This is a genomic window from Bacteroidota bacterium (assembly GCA_016720935.1).
Lineage (GTDB): Bacteria > Bacteroidota > Bacteroidia > AKYH767-A > 2013-40CM-41-45 > JADKJP01.
Genome location: JADKJP010000007.1, coordinates 877067 through 893060 on the forward strand (window position 1 = coordinate 877067; position 15994 = coordinate 893060).

General features: G+C 40.4%; 22 protein-coding genes. 6 read left to right on the top strand and 16 right to left on the bottom strand.

What is annotated here, in order from left to right:
- Window positions 1-81: 81 nt before the first annotated feature.
- The 5 genes from IPP86_17630 to IPP86_17650 form a co-directional block, all read right to left on the bottom strand.
- A complete protein-coding gene (locus tag IPP86_17630) occupies window positions 82-597 on the bottom strand; it encodes a hypothetical protein (GenBank protein ID MBL0140322.1) in 516 nt (171 codons plus the stop codon).
- 334 nt (window positions 598-931) lie between these two features.
- A complete protein-coding gene (locus IPP86_17635; GenBank protein ID MBL0140323.1) occupies window positions 932-1198 on the bottom strand; it encodes a DUF4236 domain-containing protein in 267 nt (88 codons plus the stop codon).
- Between the two features lie 172 nt (window positions 1199-1370).
- Window positions 1371-1826 carry a hypothetical protein gene (locus IPP86_17640; GenBank protein MBL0140324.1) on the bottom strand — a complete coding sequence of 152 codons (456 nt, stop codon included), beginning with the start codon at window positions 1824-1826 and terminating at the stop codon, window positions 1371-1373.
- Window positions 1827-1866: 40 nt separating this feature from the next.
- Window positions 1867-2460, bottom strand: coding sequence for a hypothetical protein (locus IPP86_17645; GenBank protein ID MBL0140325.1), 594 nt, complete (start codon window positions 2458-2460; stop codon window positions 1867-1869).
- 110 nt (window positions 2461-2570) lie between these two features.
- On the bottom strand, window positions 2571-2960 hold the full coding sequence (locus IPP86_17650; protein MBL0140326.1) for a DUF45 domain-containing protein: 390 nt from the start codon (window positions 2958-2960) through the stop codon (window positions 2571-2573).
- 307 nt (window positions 2961-3267) lie between these two features.
- On the opposite strand from IPP86_17650, the gene IPP86_17655 reads away from it, so the two are divergent.
- The 6 genes from IPP86_17655 (at window position 3268) to IPP86_17680 (ending at window position 7451) form a co-directional block, all read left to right on the top strand.
- Window positions 3268-3681, top strand: coding sequence for a transposase (locus tag IPP86_17655; GenBank protein ID MBL0140327.1), 414 nt, complete (start codon window positions 3268-3270; stop codon window positions 3679-3681).
- 540 nt (window positions 3682-4221) lie between these two features.
- Window positions 4222-4509 carry a hypothetical protein gene (locus IPP86_17660; GenBank protein ID MBL0140328.1) on the top strand — a complete coding sequence of 96 codons (288 nt, stop codon included), beginning with the start codon at window positions 4222-4224 and terminating at the stop codon, window positions 4507-4509.
- 119 nt (window positions 4510-4628) lie between these two features.
- Window positions 4629-5219: a sigma-70 family RNA polymerase sigma factor gene (locus IPP86_17665; GenBank protein ID MBL0140329.1), complete on the top strand. Its 591-nt coding sequence runs from the start codon at window positions 4629-4631 to the stop codon at window positions 5217-5219.
- Window positions 5220-5290: 71 nt separating this feature from the next.
- Window positions 5291-5671: a hypothetical protein gene (locus tag IPP86_17670; protein MBL0140330.1), complete on the top strand. Its 381-nt coding sequence runs from the start codon at window positions 5291-5293 to the stop codon at window positions 5669-5671.
- Window positions 5672-6104: 433 nt separating this feature from the next.
- Window positions 6105-6686: a sigma-70 family RNA polymerase sigma factor gene (locus tag IPP86_17675; GenBank protein MBL0140331.1), complete on the top strand. Its 582-nt coding sequence runs from the start codon at window positions 6105-6107 to the stop codon at window positions 6684-6686.
- A 315-nt stretch (window positions 6687-7001) separates the two neighbouring features.
- On the top strand, window positions 7002-7451 hold the full coding sequence (locus tag IPP86_17680) for a hypothetical protein (GenBank protein MBL0140332.1): 450 nt from the start codon (window positions 7002-7004) through the stop codon (window positions 7449-7451).
- A 218-nt stretch (window positions 7452-7669) separates the two neighbouring features.
- On the opposite strand, the gene IPP86_17685 is transcribed toward IPP86_17680, so the two are convergent.
- The 11 genes from IPP86_17685 to IPP86_17735 all read right to left on the bottom strand — a co-directional run bounded on the left by IPP86_17685 (window position 7670) and on the right by IPP86_17735 (window position 15807).
- The gene (locus tag IPP86_17685) at window positions 7670-8644 is read right to left on the bottom strand and encodes a restriction endonuclease (protein MBL0140333.1); all 975 of its coding nucleotides are present in this window, start codon (window positions 8642-8644) and stop codon (window positions 7670-7672) included.
- Between the two features lie 84 nt (window positions 8645-8728).
- Entirely contained in the window at window positions 8729-9244 is a 516-nt protein-coding gene (locus IPP86_17690) for a hypothetical protein (GenBank protein MBL0140334.1), read from the bottom strand.
- A 275-nt stretch (window positions 9245-9519) separates the two neighbouring features.
- Window positions 9520-10170, bottom strand: coding sequence for a hypothetical protein (locus IPP86_17695; GenBank protein MBL0140335.1), 651 nt, complete (start codon window positions 10168-10170; stop codon window positions 9520-9522).
- Between the two features lie 49 nt (window positions 10171-10219).
- A complete protein-coding gene (locus IPP86_17700) occupies window positions 10220-10417 on the bottom strand; it encodes a hypothetical protein (GenBank protein MBL0140336.1) in 198 nt (65 codons plus the stop codon).
- A 131-nt stretch (window positions 10418-10548) separates the two neighbouring features.
- The gene (locus IPP86_17705) at window positions 10549-10998 is read right to left on the bottom strand and encodes a hypothetical protein (protein ID MBL0140337.1); all 450 of its coding nucleotides are present in this window, start codon (window positions 10996-10998) and stop codon (window positions 10549-10551) included.
- A gap of 266 nt (window positions 10999-11264) precedes the next feature.
- The gene (locus IPP86_17710; GenBank protein ID MBL0140338.1) at window positions 11265-11873 is read right to left on the bottom strand and encodes a hypothetical protein; all 609 of its coding nucleotides are present in this window, start codon (window positions 11871-11873) and stop codon (window positions 11265-11267) included.
- Window positions 11874-12044: 171 nt separating this feature from the next.
- Window positions 12045-12677, bottom strand: coding sequence for an ATP-binding protein (locus IPP86_17715; GenBank protein ID MBL0140339.1), 633 nt, complete (start codon window positions 12675-12677; stop codon window positions 12045-12047).
- Window positions 12653-12994: an NERD domain-containing protein gene (locus IPP86_17720; GenBank protein MBL0140340.1), complete on the bottom strand. Its 342-nt coding sequence runs from the start codon at window positions 12992-12994 to the stop codon at window positions 12653-12655. Before IPP86_17720 ends, IPP86_17715 begins: the two co-directional genes overlap by 25 nt.
- A 28-nt stretch (window positions 12995-13022) precedes the next feature.
- On the bottom strand, window positions 13023-14099 hold the full coding sequence (locus IPP86_17725) for a Fic family protein (protein MBL0140341.1): 1077 nt from the start codon (window positions 14097-14099) through the stop codon (window positions 13023-13025).
- A 133-nt stretch (window positions 14100-14232) separates the two neighbouring features.
- Window positions 14233-14514, bottom strand: a complete 282-nt coding sequence (locus tag IPP86_17730) for an NERD domain-containing protein (protein MBL0140342.1) — start codon at window positions 14512-14514, stop codon at window positions 14233-14235.
- Between the two features lie 27 nt (window positions 14515-14541).
- Window positions 14542-15807, bottom strand: coding sequence for a hypothetical protein (locus tag IPP86_17735; GenBank protein MBL0140343.1), 1266 nt, complete (start codon window positions 15805-15807; stop codon window positions 14542-14544).
- Between the last annotated feature and the right edge of the window lie 187 nt (window positions 15808-15994).

Sequence of the window (15994 nt, forward strand, 5' to 3'; positions counted from 1 at the left end):
TACACATAATTTTTTCGATCAAACCAACCAAAATATTTAAACTGATCTATATAGTATTTTAATTTTCTATGTTACAGGATTTTAACGATGAGATGATGAATACCAAATCTGATCTATTGCATTTAATTTACTCTGATAATCCTCATCGTCTATAAACTCCAGGACATATCTCAATTTGGAAGAAAAGCGAGTGTCAATTGTATGTATAAATCCGAGAATTGAAACCATTATTCTGCGATAGCTTTCACTATAATGGGTTTCTTGATGAGAATCTTTCTTATCAAACAATAAAAAAAGAACTCCATTCAAATAAAATTTTTCCCCGGTAATTCCAGAATTTATTTTGATTCTGTACACGTATTCATCAAGTGAAAATGGTGTCGAAGGTATTATGTCAGGATTGTACTGCTTCTCCTTGACTTGATAAGATAATTTATAAGCATTATAAGATCTTTGAGGGGCATTTGTAGTGAAGCGCCAAATAGTATACTTCAAAATCAGTAATTTCGCATTCTCAGCTAATTCTGATGACAACTGAAGTATTTTGTAGATATCCTGCACTACCAGAAACTCAAAAAGCGATAGGCCTTCGGGCATACTGCCATATCCAATTAGACCTGTCTTCCTGCAATAATCAATTATTTTTTGATTGTGCTCCGCCTTATGAATAAACCCCAAAATGTTGCTACAGAACACTTCCAATCCTTGAATATCTACACAGGATTCAGGGTCACTTTTACTTCATTGTTTCGAATTGCCAAACCTGATTCTTCATTCAGTATCGACGGAATTGGGGAACCAAAACTCTCCTGCACTTTAATCTCATTCATGCCGGCAACTACATTCCTATTACGATTTTTCACTAAGTATACAACAATGTCAAATAACCAAAGGACAAGCCAAAAAGAGAGTTGAATTACAGCAGGAAGAACTATGAAGAAGGCTGCATGAATGATAAAAATACCACTAACAACAACAAATGAAAAAACCAAATTACAGCATCAACGATGAATCCTTCTGATTTTTGTTTACGACTAGAAAACAAATACGTTAATCCGGGAATTCCTGTCCGCAATGAAATTCCCCTTCGTCCCACACTACCCCATCTACCTCGATAACTGCTGGATATACCAGACTTACTGAGATTAAAACCCCATCCGCTGCCTAAGTTAATTCTTCTCTGGTATCTGAATCCCATTTTAATCCACATTCAAAATATTTTCATGAAACCCATCCCAATTTTTCAAAATTAACTTTCAATAAAGAATACAATGCAGCTGATCCAATCCGTACTGATGGATGGTACATCTGCAAAATTCTGAAATCACACGTCTCCCCATACAAACACCCGAATCCTGATGGTTTAAATTTTATATTATTAAAAAGTTGTTCGACAATTTTATTATTCGAAACAAAATGATTATTACATTTGGTTTAATATTTTTGATCTGCTCATCAATTACCGGTTTGTTTTTGGTAGCAGCCGCTGACAGTTCTTTATCAGAAATTGTGTCCTTCCCAGATTCCTTCTTAATGTTAAGAAATGCAATTCTTTTTAAAATCCCATATCTAATTTCCTTTTTGTCTTCCCCGGAAATCTCGTCATGATTCCTGAAATTTGTAAAAATGCCATACGCCAATTCGGCAATTCTCTGCGCAAATTGATAATTCGGCTTCCGATTACACCATTCATCAATGAATGAGACAGTTTCGCCTTCAGCTACATTGTGATTTGATTTATTGGGCTCCTTCCCAATGAATAAAATTTTAATTTGTTCTTTGGCAAATAGCTCCGGGTTGATAATTCCATCTACATGAGAAGTCATAACACAAAATTAGATGTATTGATCGTACTCCATCGTGTATTTATTTCCACAAATTAATCCCCTGTTTCTTTATATTCAAATACTGCCCAAACGCAAATAAAGCCTCATCCAGCGATTTTAAATTCGAATAGTTTAATTGCTTGACAAAAGGGTAATAATGCTCAAAATAAAACTGAAGCTTTTTCTCATTTGAAATTTTATTATGAATACCCGACCAATCCTTGCCGTGAATATAAAGATATGCCCTGTGTACATGTTGATCGTACATTGGATATACCCTGGGTTTGATAATATGCAACAGAAAAATTCTCCATACGGCACTTATATTCGCAAACTCCTTGTTGAACGCATCCAGGTCAACCCGTTTCGCTAACTTGAACTGATTGATCTTTTTTGTCTTCGATGTTATTTTTTTCTCTAGTGATTTCTCTTTTGTTCCACTCCCCTCCAAAGTCATTCCGTTCTTCCAACGATACAATTCCCGCAAATTCGTAGGAGTAAATTTCCTGACCTTAATATTCAAACTGTACCGCTCTGAATCACCATATTGGTAATAAGCACGCCAATGGTCCACAAACTCCTCCACCGTTTTCGCCTGCTTTACTGAAAGAAGTACCAGATTACGCGATTTCATTTTACTTTTCGTCATCATAAAAACACCCAGTATAAAACAACAACTTATTATTCCTCACCCTTCATCCATAATTCAAAATTCATAATTCATAATTCAAAATTCAAAATTCCCTAATACCCCCACTCCACATGACTCACCGGCAGCTTATTCAACTCATCGCGTAACCGCTTCCAATTGGGAAGATAACGGTCCATCAAAGCTACGAAGTGTTCATTGTGTGTGCGCTCAAGAAGATGTACCAGCTCATGCACGACAATGTATTCGATGCAGTGAACAGGTTTCTTGGCAAGCTCTAAATTCAGGAGTATGCGTTTCTTTTTCGGATTGCAGGAACCCCACTTGGTTTTCATCTGCCGCACTTGCCAGTCGTCCAGGCGAAGTTCCATTTTCTTTTCCCATTTTACAATGATACCTGTCAGCAGTTTTTTTAGTTCAGCGCGGTACCTTTCCCGCATCAACTCTTCACGCCGGGCTTTGGAGGTATTGGGATGGACGTGCATCACAATAAATTTCTTGCCGACTTCTACCGCATATGGACCTTCTGTCGGAATAACTTATCCGCTGGGCCAAGTCTTTAACGCAAGCCTGTGCGTCAGAGGACTTGGCCCGTTATTAAGACTAAGACCTTAGAAATATAATCATTTTATTCAATTCTGTTGCATAGTGCTTACGGACTTAGATTGAATTGCTATAGTAGTAAAGATTTTCAGTTGCCCAAGAATCTTTAAGCTCCGAATTAAAAATACATACTATAAGAACCAGCTTATTGGGTTTTATTTTTTCAATGAATAATAAAATATTTGTGGAATGGGACATGCGTATAGAATCCACAAACAGGATGCAGCGTATTTTGTAACATTCACTGTGGTTGACTGGATTGATGTTTTCACAAGGCCGGAATACAAATATTTTCTTTGCGAAAGTTTAAACTATTGCATTCGGAAGAAATCACTGAAAATATTTTCCTATGTGATGATGACAAATCACATTCATTTATTGTGCCGGGCTGAAGAAGGGAATCTGAGCGACATCGTTCGCGATTTTAAAAAATATACAACCGGAAAACTTATTTCAATGATCCTTACCGGAAGAGAAAGCAGGCGCGAATTCTTACTCGAAAAATTTAGTCATCATGGCCAACAAAATAAATTAAATACCAAATATCAAATTTGGCAAAACGGAGTCATGCTGAAGAAGTTTTTGAGCCGAAATTTACATTGAGTAAAATTCAATACATTCATCACAATCCGGTGGAAGCTGGTCTTGTGACCTATCCTCATGAATATAGATTTAACAGTGCACAGAATTATGTCGGTATTCGAGGACCTGTAGACATTGAAGTTCTGGAAATCCATAAATTATTTTAATTGGACTGATACAGACATTTTTCATAAATACGTAATATTATTACCTGTAATAAAGGACATTCCAAATAATTTTATTTTATTCAAAATTACTCGATGAGTTTAAACGTAAGCTATAGTACTTAGGTCGTGCAACCTGAATTCTCATTCTAAAATAAATCAACCTCTCCCACCTACACATTTTTTTTAAAACTCCCATCCACTTTTTTCTCCGATTACTGCTTTCGTGTAAAATAAATCTCCCTGATTCTTAACTCCTTCCCCTTTTCACGTTTCGAAATTTTACATGATACTTAAACATCCGGGTACTATACATGGGAGCTCTATGCTTTTATAACTACTTGATTTTTAATCATTTATATTTGCATTGAAGTGTTTTTTGATTTACATTTGTACCGTGAACGAAAGAAAAACACTCCTCCTCTTCCCTACACCGGCCGACAGAGTCCTGGCCACTGCATTGGACGCTATGGGCCAGTGCAAGGGATGCATGCGTTCCGGAGCTGCTGTTCGTCGCTCTTTCCATTTGATCGTAGCCAACACCAAAACAGATAGGATGAAGAACACAACCGGTGCTATCTTACAATTCATTCGTTTTGCTTTCTTCTTTTTTACGGACATGTCTGTCCGACCCGAGAAAGGTTTTGCTGACCGAAGCCCCACAGCTTCACCCCTGATCTTGTAATACCGGCCTCCGGTTCCCCGGTGGAACCGGTCATGGCTTGCCACCCCGTGGCTCCCTGCAAAGGCTTCCGCCTCTGTCCCTGGATATCTATGCCCATCACTCACCCAAACCCCATCACCATGATCAACAAAATAGAAAATATCGGTTCCGGTGTCTTTGCCGGGGAGATTTTTGCTGTCCTCTTCATGTCGAAAGGAAAAGACTTTTTAAACATACATCGCCGGTTCAGCACGGTGAAGGAGGAAGCGGAAGATGCCATTTCGGATTTTCTTCTTGCTTTTTCCATCAAGGTCAGCGAAGGACGCATCTGCCCTTCGGATTACGATGGCTATATATATAAAGCGTTCAGAAATTTCTGCATTGACCGCTACAGGAAAAACAAAAGGAATATTCCCGTTGATTTTTCTACCGCATGGAATTATGCGGATGAGGATGGAAACGAGAGCCAATTCACCTGCACACTTCAAGCCGGTGCGGATCCGTCAGACCTCCTCCACAATCGGATGGTGATGGATCTAATGCGTCAATGCATTATGAAATTAAGGCCCAGGGATCGTAAGGTCCTTCTCATGCGCCATATGAAGGATATGAAAAATCCGGAGATCGCGAAGGCCATCGGGCTTTCCACCGCCGCAACGGCGAATGTGATGAAACGCGCGATTGCATCCTTGCGCGCTATTTTCAAGTCTAGGAACATCGAGCCCTGGTGAACTTAAAATAATTTACGCGCTGATGATATAATTCTGCCTCCAAGCAGTTAACCATAAAAATAACAACAACCATGAACGATACAAAAAGAGTTGAATACCTCATCGGTTCTGCCTATCGCGAACTTGAAGCACAACAAGAGGAGATCATGACGGAAATGATCTCCTGCATCAGCGTGAAAGATGTGGTCATCCGCATTTACCGCGGGTTCAGACTGGGTATTTTTATGGAATGTACGAACATGGACACCATCGATTATGCCGGCATTCGTGAGATCATCCGAAAATACACGGGTGGCTATATGTCCCTTGAATTCTCGGTTCCAAAGGGATTTCTCCGTGATGAACAGAAAAAAAGCAGGAAAAACAAAAATACCGCCTGCCTTTTCATCATTCTTAACTATTACAAATTCTGCGATCTCAAACATCCGGAGTACCTGGCCGGCAGCGATTGAGCGGGTCTCCTCCGGTCGCTACTTTTTGAACGAAAAGTAACAGGGTAAAAATATTTTCAATGCGATGATATGAAAACAAAAGCACTTCGTCATGATAGAGCAAAAAAAAACAAACCATGAAAAGAAATAAAATCGCTTCAGCCCGGCTTCGGAACCCTGAATTAGAAGAAGTGAAATTTATTTCATCAAAAGCACCAATTTTCTGTTACAAATCTACACCCTCAAGCGTAATTGAACTAAACATACCCATCATGACACACACCTTCACCCCTTCTTCTTTCTGCTTTTCCCTGACAAGCAATTCAAACAGCCTTTTCAGAGTATTTTTTATGTTTTCCTGCATCCGGCAGCTCGTCGGAGCCAGGCTTCGGATCTAAACCCGAAAACTGTTCCGGCCGGTTCCTTCATCATCAAACCTAAAAAACATGAAAACATGAAAAACAAAAATCCGGAGTCGTTTACTGAATTTTACAAGTTGTACCACAAACCTGTCTATGACAGGATGATGCGCTATTTTCGTAATAATGTGGAACAAGCCGAAGATGCCACGCAGGAGGCGATGCTTCGCGTGTATGAAAAAGTACCCGTAAGCGCCTATGCTCATCTGCGATTCAGGGCCCTGGTGTTCACCATCGTGAAAAATATTGCGATGGATATCTTTCGTAAAAACAAAAACAAAAGAACGGAAGAATTTGATGACAACATGGCCGTAACGAATCCTTCGGATGACTATTCCTGCGGTGACGATGAAGTCGGGACAAGCGATTCTTCAGCCTGTATTTTACCCGAAGATGCCGGCTTTGACGCCGAGATCATTAAAAAAATGAAGGCCTATCTTTCGGAGAAGGACCGAACTCTTTTTGAGATGAGGTATTGGAAGGGGATGTCGTATGCGGAAATTGCCGCAGCCTTGGATCGTACAACTGCCTGGGTCGGAAATGAATTGAAGCATGCGCAAGAGCGATTTCGCAAACTCCTTTTGAGCAAGGGGTATGAACGCGGCGATTTCATCTAAAGAGAAGGGCCTCCCCCGGCCCCTTTTCCTTTCTTGTGTTTTTTACATAACCCCAAAAACCGGCAGCATGTCCCACAATTCCCATGGAGTGTATATTGTATGTGTCAAGGCGGAAATAGCCGGGAAGTACGGAAAAAACTCCGTGAACCTGGTTCCTGCATCCAGGGCTTTGGCCCGCAAAATTGACGACTTTCATTACGAGTTGCTCGGCACCGACAGTTCCCGCAGCACTCAAATCGTCGATAGCCGAAGCGGGACGTTCGTGGTGAGCGGTTACACCACTGGGAAGCGGTGGAACACCATCGCCCCCCCGCTATGCGCTTGTTTTATACAGACGCATGGGAGCGCGAGCGAATCGAATTTGAAAACGGTTATCGTCTCGATATGCCGGCGCGTTTCTGTTCTGCGGAAGGAGAACACTGCGTTTATTTCGGCGACATCGTGCCGGAAGGACATTTCACGCATATCTGCTATGCGGGCGAAGAACACAATATGCGTTACTGGCTGGAATACCGTCTCGGTGAAGATTGCATTCTCGAAGAAAAGCAAATCTTCCTTCCGCGAAACGGACAAAACCCTTTCTGGGGCAACCTCACCCTTTTCCGCAGCCGCCATGGACAAGAAAGCGAAAATGAGGATCAGTTTTTAACCTCGCTGCTTGAAAACACTTTGGGTAATGGCATGGAAGGCAATAAAATCACTAACATCGAAAAATCATATATAGCTTTCCGGAACAATAATCACTTCCGCTGCTTATACCAATAAATGTCAGGTCAGAAATGAACAAATAATCAATCTGCTCTCCAACGGAAAAAAACATGAATCAGATTAGGATTATTGATACGTTTTTTCATTGAAGGACCTTCATCAGAATGTCCATTCTATTTTTTTGTAAATAATTATCATATCAAATCTAATTTTTTAGAGCACTGAACTAATCCACCCTACCCTATTCTTTGTGATAAAGTATCTTAATATTTCATTCAAACATCTTCTCTGAATTTATCCAGTCCAATGGACAATATCATTTCAGATAATTCATCTCCATCAATACATCTGATGCCATTTTCATTTGCTAATGCCAAAGCTTTATCTGAAAATACACCGGATGTCACCGCCCATCCAAATATTCCTTTTGAATTATCCCGATTGTCAAATTGAATTGCTTCAATCACTTGCTTTACGGCATGTTCATCGCTTATTTTATAATGATTTTTTGCCTGGACATAGATTTGTAAACCCAGTTGAACAAAACTAGCAATTACATCAACATCTGCAATTGAACCTGGATATCTTTTCCTTGACGGCTTTTCCGTTACAGCTCCTAAACCTTTCAACAATTTCATGATCAAATTTTCAAACTTATCGGGCGAAAGTGCTGATTGAGGAGAAATTAAAAACTCTTTCACCTGTTTCTTTAGATTTTCATTAAGTTGTTGTTGGAAATTAGGTGCCTTCTTCTCCTTATCGCACTTCAAAGCATTTTCAATGCTAACTAATAAATCCGTTGCGCTTACACATGTGCCCTGGTACTTAAGCCGAGAAATCAAACCGGCTTCACAATATTCACGGCTAATAGGATTTTGGTCATTAAGCCAGCGTACATTTCTTCTGATTGCAGTATCTTCTTTTACTTTATCTTTAATACAAATCACATCACTCATGATTTCCGCAAGGTAAAATGCCCCTGAGACAGGAACTAATGCAAAATCTCCGATTTCCATTTCCCTAATAAAACGCCAAAGGTAACCGGTAGCTTGCCCAAGTGAATATGGATCATCTTTATAATCATGATAATGACTTATTAATATCTTTTTAAAATCTTCTCTTTGAAGTGTTTTATTAAACAATTCATTTTTCGTTAGAGACCACCCAATTACTATCTGATCCGTATCAAGTAGTTCAGTAATGCGATTAACTCCACTCGGAGCACACCTGATTATAAAAGCCTGTTTCATTTTACCGTTTTTAAAAGTCAAATGATTTTTTTGCTTGAGGTAATAATATTGCCTTTAACAAGATCTATTAAAACCTATCCGCCCCTACCTAAAAACAGCATCCGCAATCTTCTTCGCAAAAATATCCTCATCCACCCTCCGGTTGCGGCCATGCTCCAATAGAGGAAATTCCGGAAGGATCATATAGTTTAACTTGTCTTTGTTATGCGCGTATCTTCCAAGAATCATGACTTCCTCCTGGATGAAGCGCGCTATGAATCCTGCTTTGCGGTTTACCATGTCCGCGGTCACTTCCGTTCTTGATTCCAGGGAAGACTTTTCCTTGTCCGCATTGCGAACCATCCGGACCAGGTCGGGAAGCCTGACGAAATGCCTCACCGAATTGTAAAAGAACGAAAAGAAATAAGCACCTTCGCCGTAGCTGGACTGGATCAGCATTTCTGGAAAAAAGATCTGCATCCGGAAAACCAGTTCCTGCAGGCTCAGAAAATCCCAGGGTTCGTGCACACCGGTGGCCGAACAGATGTGATGAAGGATATTCTGCTTTATTACGATGAGGGTATCATCGTCAACAGCATTGTTTCTTTCAGAATCACACATGTGTTCTTTGTAAAACGTTTTTTGAATAAACTTTCTTTAGTCTTGCTCTAAATATCCATCGTTTTTATAATACTTTCTTTCACGAATATACTCAGTCTGCATATGAAAAGCTGAGCTTGTATCATATCAATCTGTAGACACTCTATTCGACGATATTTTTAAATTATCCATTTCCGGAACCACGCTATTACGAATATATAATTTAGTTATCAACTGTTTAATATAGAGGGCAAAAAAAAGCATTCTGAAAACTCCAAATTTTCCATCTATCCCCTTCAATCCGGGTACCATCCATAAAAATAAACGGAAGGATACGAGTCCTCCCTTTTATCAGACAATAAATCAGATAATGTCCTGCACAATTCAAAATAAACTTTTACTTCATTCGTATTATTTCTTTTGTGACCTTTGTAACAATACGAAATATAATGAATTTCATTATAGATATTGTTTTGCTTGTAAAGCAAAGCCATACGCGAAAAATATTTTTTTGCAACCTGATCGGCCCGATTAGCATCTGGCTCAATAATGTATAAGCGGTGTCCTAATAAACAGATCAAATCAAATTCAGATCCATTTTTTTTATCAAGCCCCTTAAAAAAGGAACCAGAATCCACTTCTTTTTTAATAAATTTTATAAATTCATTATATTTTTTTTTCAATAACCAGTTTTCCTTACGGAATTCCTGTTGATCGCAATTTGAGCCACAGAGTTTTTTAAGGAGCTCCGTTTCTATATATGTACCTTGAGTCTTTCGACCCAGAGGAGGTAATGATTTATATGTATCATAATTATAATAATTTAAAAATAAGGGGTCGTACTTCGTACTTTCTAAAATATCAATAATTTCAATCGAACAATCTTGGCTGGAACTTTTCTCCCATTTTTTGGGAAACCATTCTGTTTTGGGTTCCTTTTTTGTCATTGTATGATAATATTTAATTATCGAATGTCTGAATAGTATTTTTAAATCCTCAAGTCCTCACCACCTTTACAATCTCAGTAACATCGATCACAGGCCCCTCCACATCAGGCCCCTTATCAATGAACTCCCCGTCTTTGTAACTCCTGCCCTGAATGGCGGCGCTTTCCGGATCTTTGGCTTCAACCATCACAAGGATTTCGTTGTAAACGATTCTTGCCCTCTTCATTGTTACGTAGTAATTGGACATATCAACAAACTTTAATTTGAAATATTTTACTAGAATCTATACTTAAAGCGCACCTATAATAACTCCTTCGAAGCTATTATTCAATGATTTTCATCACTCACGCACAACCATCCTGGTTGCGCAAAGTGCATTCATTCCCTCTCTGAATCGCTGCATGTATGATCTTCGCCCTTTCCTTCCAGTTCCTCGATAAGCCGCTGCACTTTTGCGCACAGCTCGTAATTTTGCTTCGCCTCCGCATTCAGGAGCAATTCACGAAGTGCCAGTAACTCCATCGCTTCAGGTTCCAGCGAAGGAACACTTCCCGCGGATCCTGATGACAGTTGTTTCACGGTTTGAAGAGGAACAAATAAGATTTCCAGCCTGCTAAAATACTTTTTGAACCGGATGAGCCAGATAGGCGTTTGCAATTCCCTGAGACTGTTTTCGTAAGCAGTACTTATTAAATTCAGCAAAGCGGCTTTCTGCTCTGCTTCCGTCATGGGACTGCTCCCTGGCAACATTTTCAAAATACTTAGAATGATCGGCCAGTTCAGCTGTCCGACGGCTTTTTCAAAGGCTGCCTTTTTATTTCGGTTCATCTTTATCGTGACTATTGTTTAAGACCTATTCCATCAGTTTAAAGAGTACAAATGTTCACCGTTAATCCTCCTGAAAACCTATCGTACTTTTTTCAGAACGCACAATCACTTCTGCTCTCGAAGCTTATTCTATTGCAGCGATCGTCAACTAATCACCCTTGAGGATACCTGTTCCATCCGTACCCGCAGATTTCTCTCAGGTTTCTTTTTTTGCCCTGATCAGCACCCTGTGCAGCAAGGCTTCATTCCATTCAATTTTTTCCTAACTACCCCACCAACACATACACCCTGATCCTTGCCCTGGAAGCTCCGATGAGCAGCTGGTATAAGGTATCTATCCTCTGGTCATACAGATCTTTCATGACCAGGATCACCACGTCGCGCTCGAGGCCTTTGTAGGAAAGGGCGGTTGTGAATTTAACTCCGTCTAATTTGGAACAAAGATTTTCGGGTGTGATGCGGACGTATTCAGGACGAAGATCCATTTGCTCATCCAGCGGGCGCTGACGGGGCGACAAACCGGAAACAAGATTGGAAGAAAACAGCACCACCAGGTCCTCCGGCTTCCAGCCGGCGCGATTTTTTACCTCATTCACGGTTTTATCCAAAAGCCGCAACGCTTCCGCTTCGTCTTTCCAGCGCCGGATGATCACATCATCTCCGTACTTCCTCTCCGGGTCAATGTTCCGGCTGTCGAGGTCGGAAATGAATTCATACAGCCCATCCCCGGCAGTGCCGCGGTAGCGGTGGTAGAGTTGGTAAATGGCGGCATATTCCCGGAACCAGTTAAGGGATTCGCGGTATCGTTCCTCGTCGATGGATTGCCGGAAGGCCTGGGTATTGTCGTAGAAGATGATGTAACTGCCCTGAATCAAGCCGTCCTTCGGCGCCGCAAGCCGGTTGACGACGTCATCAATTCCCTTGTTAAAAGATCCTGCGCTTCGTCGATGATGATGTAATCGTACACTGGTTTCTTCCCGGCACTCTCGAGGTAATCCAGCGCTTCGTGCAGGGCCTTCAGCAAAGCCCCTGGCTCCTTTAATTTCTCAAACGGCAGGTCCTGCGGATTCAAACCGGCCTCTTCCATAAGGTAACAGACATACCGGTAAAAAGGCCAGGCTTCTGCACCTGTGATACCTAGCTCCCTGCAGTTTGTAACTATTATAGGCTGCAAGCAATTCGTTCCAGCAGAGATAAAGTATCTTCTTATAGCCTTCTGCCGACTTCCGGGCCGCCATAGCGAGTGCATAACTCGATTTTCCACTTCCCGGAGGACCCTGGATCAGAATGCGTTTGTTTTCATTCAGGCCATCCAAAATTCTGAGGTTATCGGAAGCTCTGCGTTTGGCCTCATCCTGGGAGAGCAACAGATGAGCCAAAACCTCATTGGGCATAACCTGCGGGCAGAGCAGCTTTGAGATCTGCTCCATCCTGTCGCGGCTGAGGACATTTAACCTCAGGCCATTTGTCACCGTCTGTAGAGCAAATTGTTCTTCCAATACTTCTTCCAAAAAAAGCGAGAGGGAAACTTCCTCTGCCTTTCCAAGGTGCCAGAAAGGATCAGGTGGATCCTGCAAAGGGAAAGTACATTCCGGAAAAACAACAGCATTGGCCACCAGGACATCCTTGATTCCATTCTTATGGAGAATATCAATCAGTGCCGACTTGTTCTCTCGCACCTGAACAAAGGGCGATTCCTTATTGATCCACTCTTCTCCCTTTTTTGACTGAACCTGTGATCCTGCAGTTTCCATTGGCTGCCTTTCACTTCCAATACAAGAATGCCCTTCTCCCCAATTAAAATAAAATCACATTCCCCAGCTGAATCCTTCCGCGATTTCCCTCTCAAAAAAGAATGGATCAACTGCCAATGCCCGGGATGGTACGACAATTCCAACTCCAAGATCTGGCTGGTTTTCAGTTCACCGGAGTTGGTGATGTGGTAGGTGGAGTAGAGTTTTTGAGGGGCATAACGTTTGAAAAACTTCCATTTCAATAATGAGTCCAGGAACCTTGTGATTCCTTTAGCTTCTTAAAAGTTCTACCAACGACTTGTTGATGTATAACTGGTACTTACCCACTTGCTGATTAACCAGGAACCCTTTTTGTTCAAGTTGTTTTAAATGACGGGTGGCTGTTGTATAGTGGATGCCTAACAAAGTGCCGAGCCGGACAGGGGTGATGATTGGCATTGCAAACAACTGTTCAACCAAATCGGAGGAATAAATTGCCGGACATTTTTGTTTGATTCCTTCTTTCATTGCCTGGTGCAATGCGATTATTTTTAACAGGACTTCCTTTGTCTCCTTTGCCTGAAGGTAAAAGCCTTTGAGCATGTATTCTACAAATTCCGTCCACTTCCCTTTTGAAGTCACTTCATTCAACAAGCGATAATACTCCGAACGGTGTTTGTTGATATAGCCGCTGATGTACAACATTGGAAAACTTAGTAAGCCTTCCTGCACAAGATATAATACCATGAGTATTCTACCTGTCCTGCCGTTACCATCTCCGAAGGGGTGAATTGCTTCGAACTGATAATGAGAAATGGCGCACTTAATGAGCGGGTCTGTTTCATCTGACTGATTGTGAATGTAACTTTCCCAGTTCGCAATCAGCTTGCTTATTTCTCCTGATGAAGGTGGTGTATAAAGCACTTTCCCGGTTGATGAATTCTCAATCCGGTTCTGTGTTTTTCTGTATCCGTGGCTATTTTCTGCCAGGAGCTCTTTGTGGATACCTAAAATAAGACGGTTACCGATTGGAAGTTTCCTCATTCCGGTAAAACCGTACAAGACCGCATCCCGGTAACGTAAAACCTCCTTGTTTTCGATTCGCTGTTCCGATTCCGGAAACAATTGTTGCTCTAAGACCTTTTCGACCGTGGTATTAATGTTTTCTATTCCGGAACTGGCAACAGATTCCCGGAGGATGGAGGGGCTTAAAAGCAATCCGGGATTAGGAAGGGCGTGAGAATAGCCCTTGAGCTCTCCAAGCTCGGTACGCGCCTTTAAAAGCCATTTTACAAGGGTTTTCTGACCGGAATCTAACTTTGGGGGAAGCTCCGGTAAAGGAAATGGGTATGTTGCATCGAATGACATATCCTGTTTGATATGTTACAAAGATAGCTATTCTACAATATATCGCAAACAAACTGAAAAACTTACCTTTCAACGAATTCATCCCACTCAATGTCAAGCTCTATTTGGTTTCTTTCTGCCCCGGTACTACCGACTATTCTTTGCTTATCCAACCCTCTCCTTTCTTCTGCTTGAACTGGTTGTACTGCAGTTGCCACCGACTTCCCTTGACTTCCAAAACAACAAATCCCTTCTCGCCCACCAAAATAAAATCACATTCCCCCGCCGAATCCTTCCTCGACTTCCCTCTCAAAAACGAATGAATCAATTGCAAATGCCCGGGGTGGTAGGACAGTTCCAGCTCCAGGATCTGGCTGGTTTTCAGTTCACCGGAATTGGTGATGTGGTAGGTGGAGTAGAGTTTTTTGAGGGGCATACAAATTAAACAATCTCAATTTTCGTTTTAATTTAATTTTTTAACCCTGCTCCTATTTTTGAAATACCATTCGTATTCATATTTACCACTAAATACTTGATCACCAAGTCCGCTTACACCAGAATAAAAGTCGCTACCATCGGTGCAATAATGCGCATCTTCATAAATATAAAACAACAAATAAGCTATCATATCCTCATATTCCAAATCGTACTTTGTAAATAACTCTGAATACTTGAATATCCTATTCGCAAGTTCAAAAGGAATTTCACTGAATATATTCACTCTATAATTCTCTGCTTCCTTTTTGATGAAATGCACTATATAGCTATTAGGTAAAATATAATTTAATAATATCAAACCAGGAATAGAATCTAATTGATCAATTGTATGGTAAAGTCCGTGTTTGATTTTATCTATATTAAAATATAAAGCTCTGAATAAATCTATTTTTCGCAAAGGCTGTTCAGACGTTGAGGTGATATCTTTCAGGCCAGCCCTTCTTCCGATTTTATTAAATTCCTCTAAATGTTCCTCTTCAAGATAATCTATATGCTGATCCAACCTTTCTTTTTCCTTTAACAAATAATCTTCCATAAACCCAGGAAATATTTTCTCAATTTCACACAAGGGTAAACTCTGCGCCCAAGCTGTGTCACATATTTGACCATAAATAAATGCAGCACTACGTGTCTTCTCAAGAATCTCCTTTGCTTTGACAACGTACTTATTACCTTGTATAAATAAATTAAAAAATGGGAAATCAACATATTCACCATCATAAAGTTCCACATCTGCCAAAATAAATAACCACCAAAAGTTCGCTCCATCCAAACCCCATGCATTCCCTTCAGATCTAAAATACTGTAGGGCATCTGATTCACCTTTATCTAAAACCAAATCTAGTAATGTAGATTTGCCAAAACCGTATTCTAATCGCATAAATTGAGAGATATGCTCCAAATATTTTTCCAAATTATACTCACCATATATGCGCCACTGCTTACTGTTCATATTAGCAATAACCTTCGAATCAAGCAACCAATCCAAAACATCCACAACAACACTTCTTTCATCATCTCCTTCGAATGTTAATGTCTTTTGATCAATGCCTTCTTTTACAATACTTGTATATTCTATCTTATAGTCTTTTTCCGATAATCGGGTTTCATATAATTGATATACGTTGTCATTCAATAATACAGTTAATGGCAATACATCTTTAAGTTCTGCTTCCTTAATATGAATATTCAAGATTTTTGCTGTCTCCAATAATGGGTCTGTACTTTTCATGCTAATCCTTTTCATCATTATTTAATTTTCGTAAGTATATGAAGAGTTCCGGAATGTTCTCAACCATATTTAATTAATACATTCACAAATTTAATCACATATTTATTTTCGAATTTTTACGCTTTAAAGTCTCCCAAATAAATAGTTCTTAGTATATTCCCTCCAATGCACATTAGATATTTTTGAT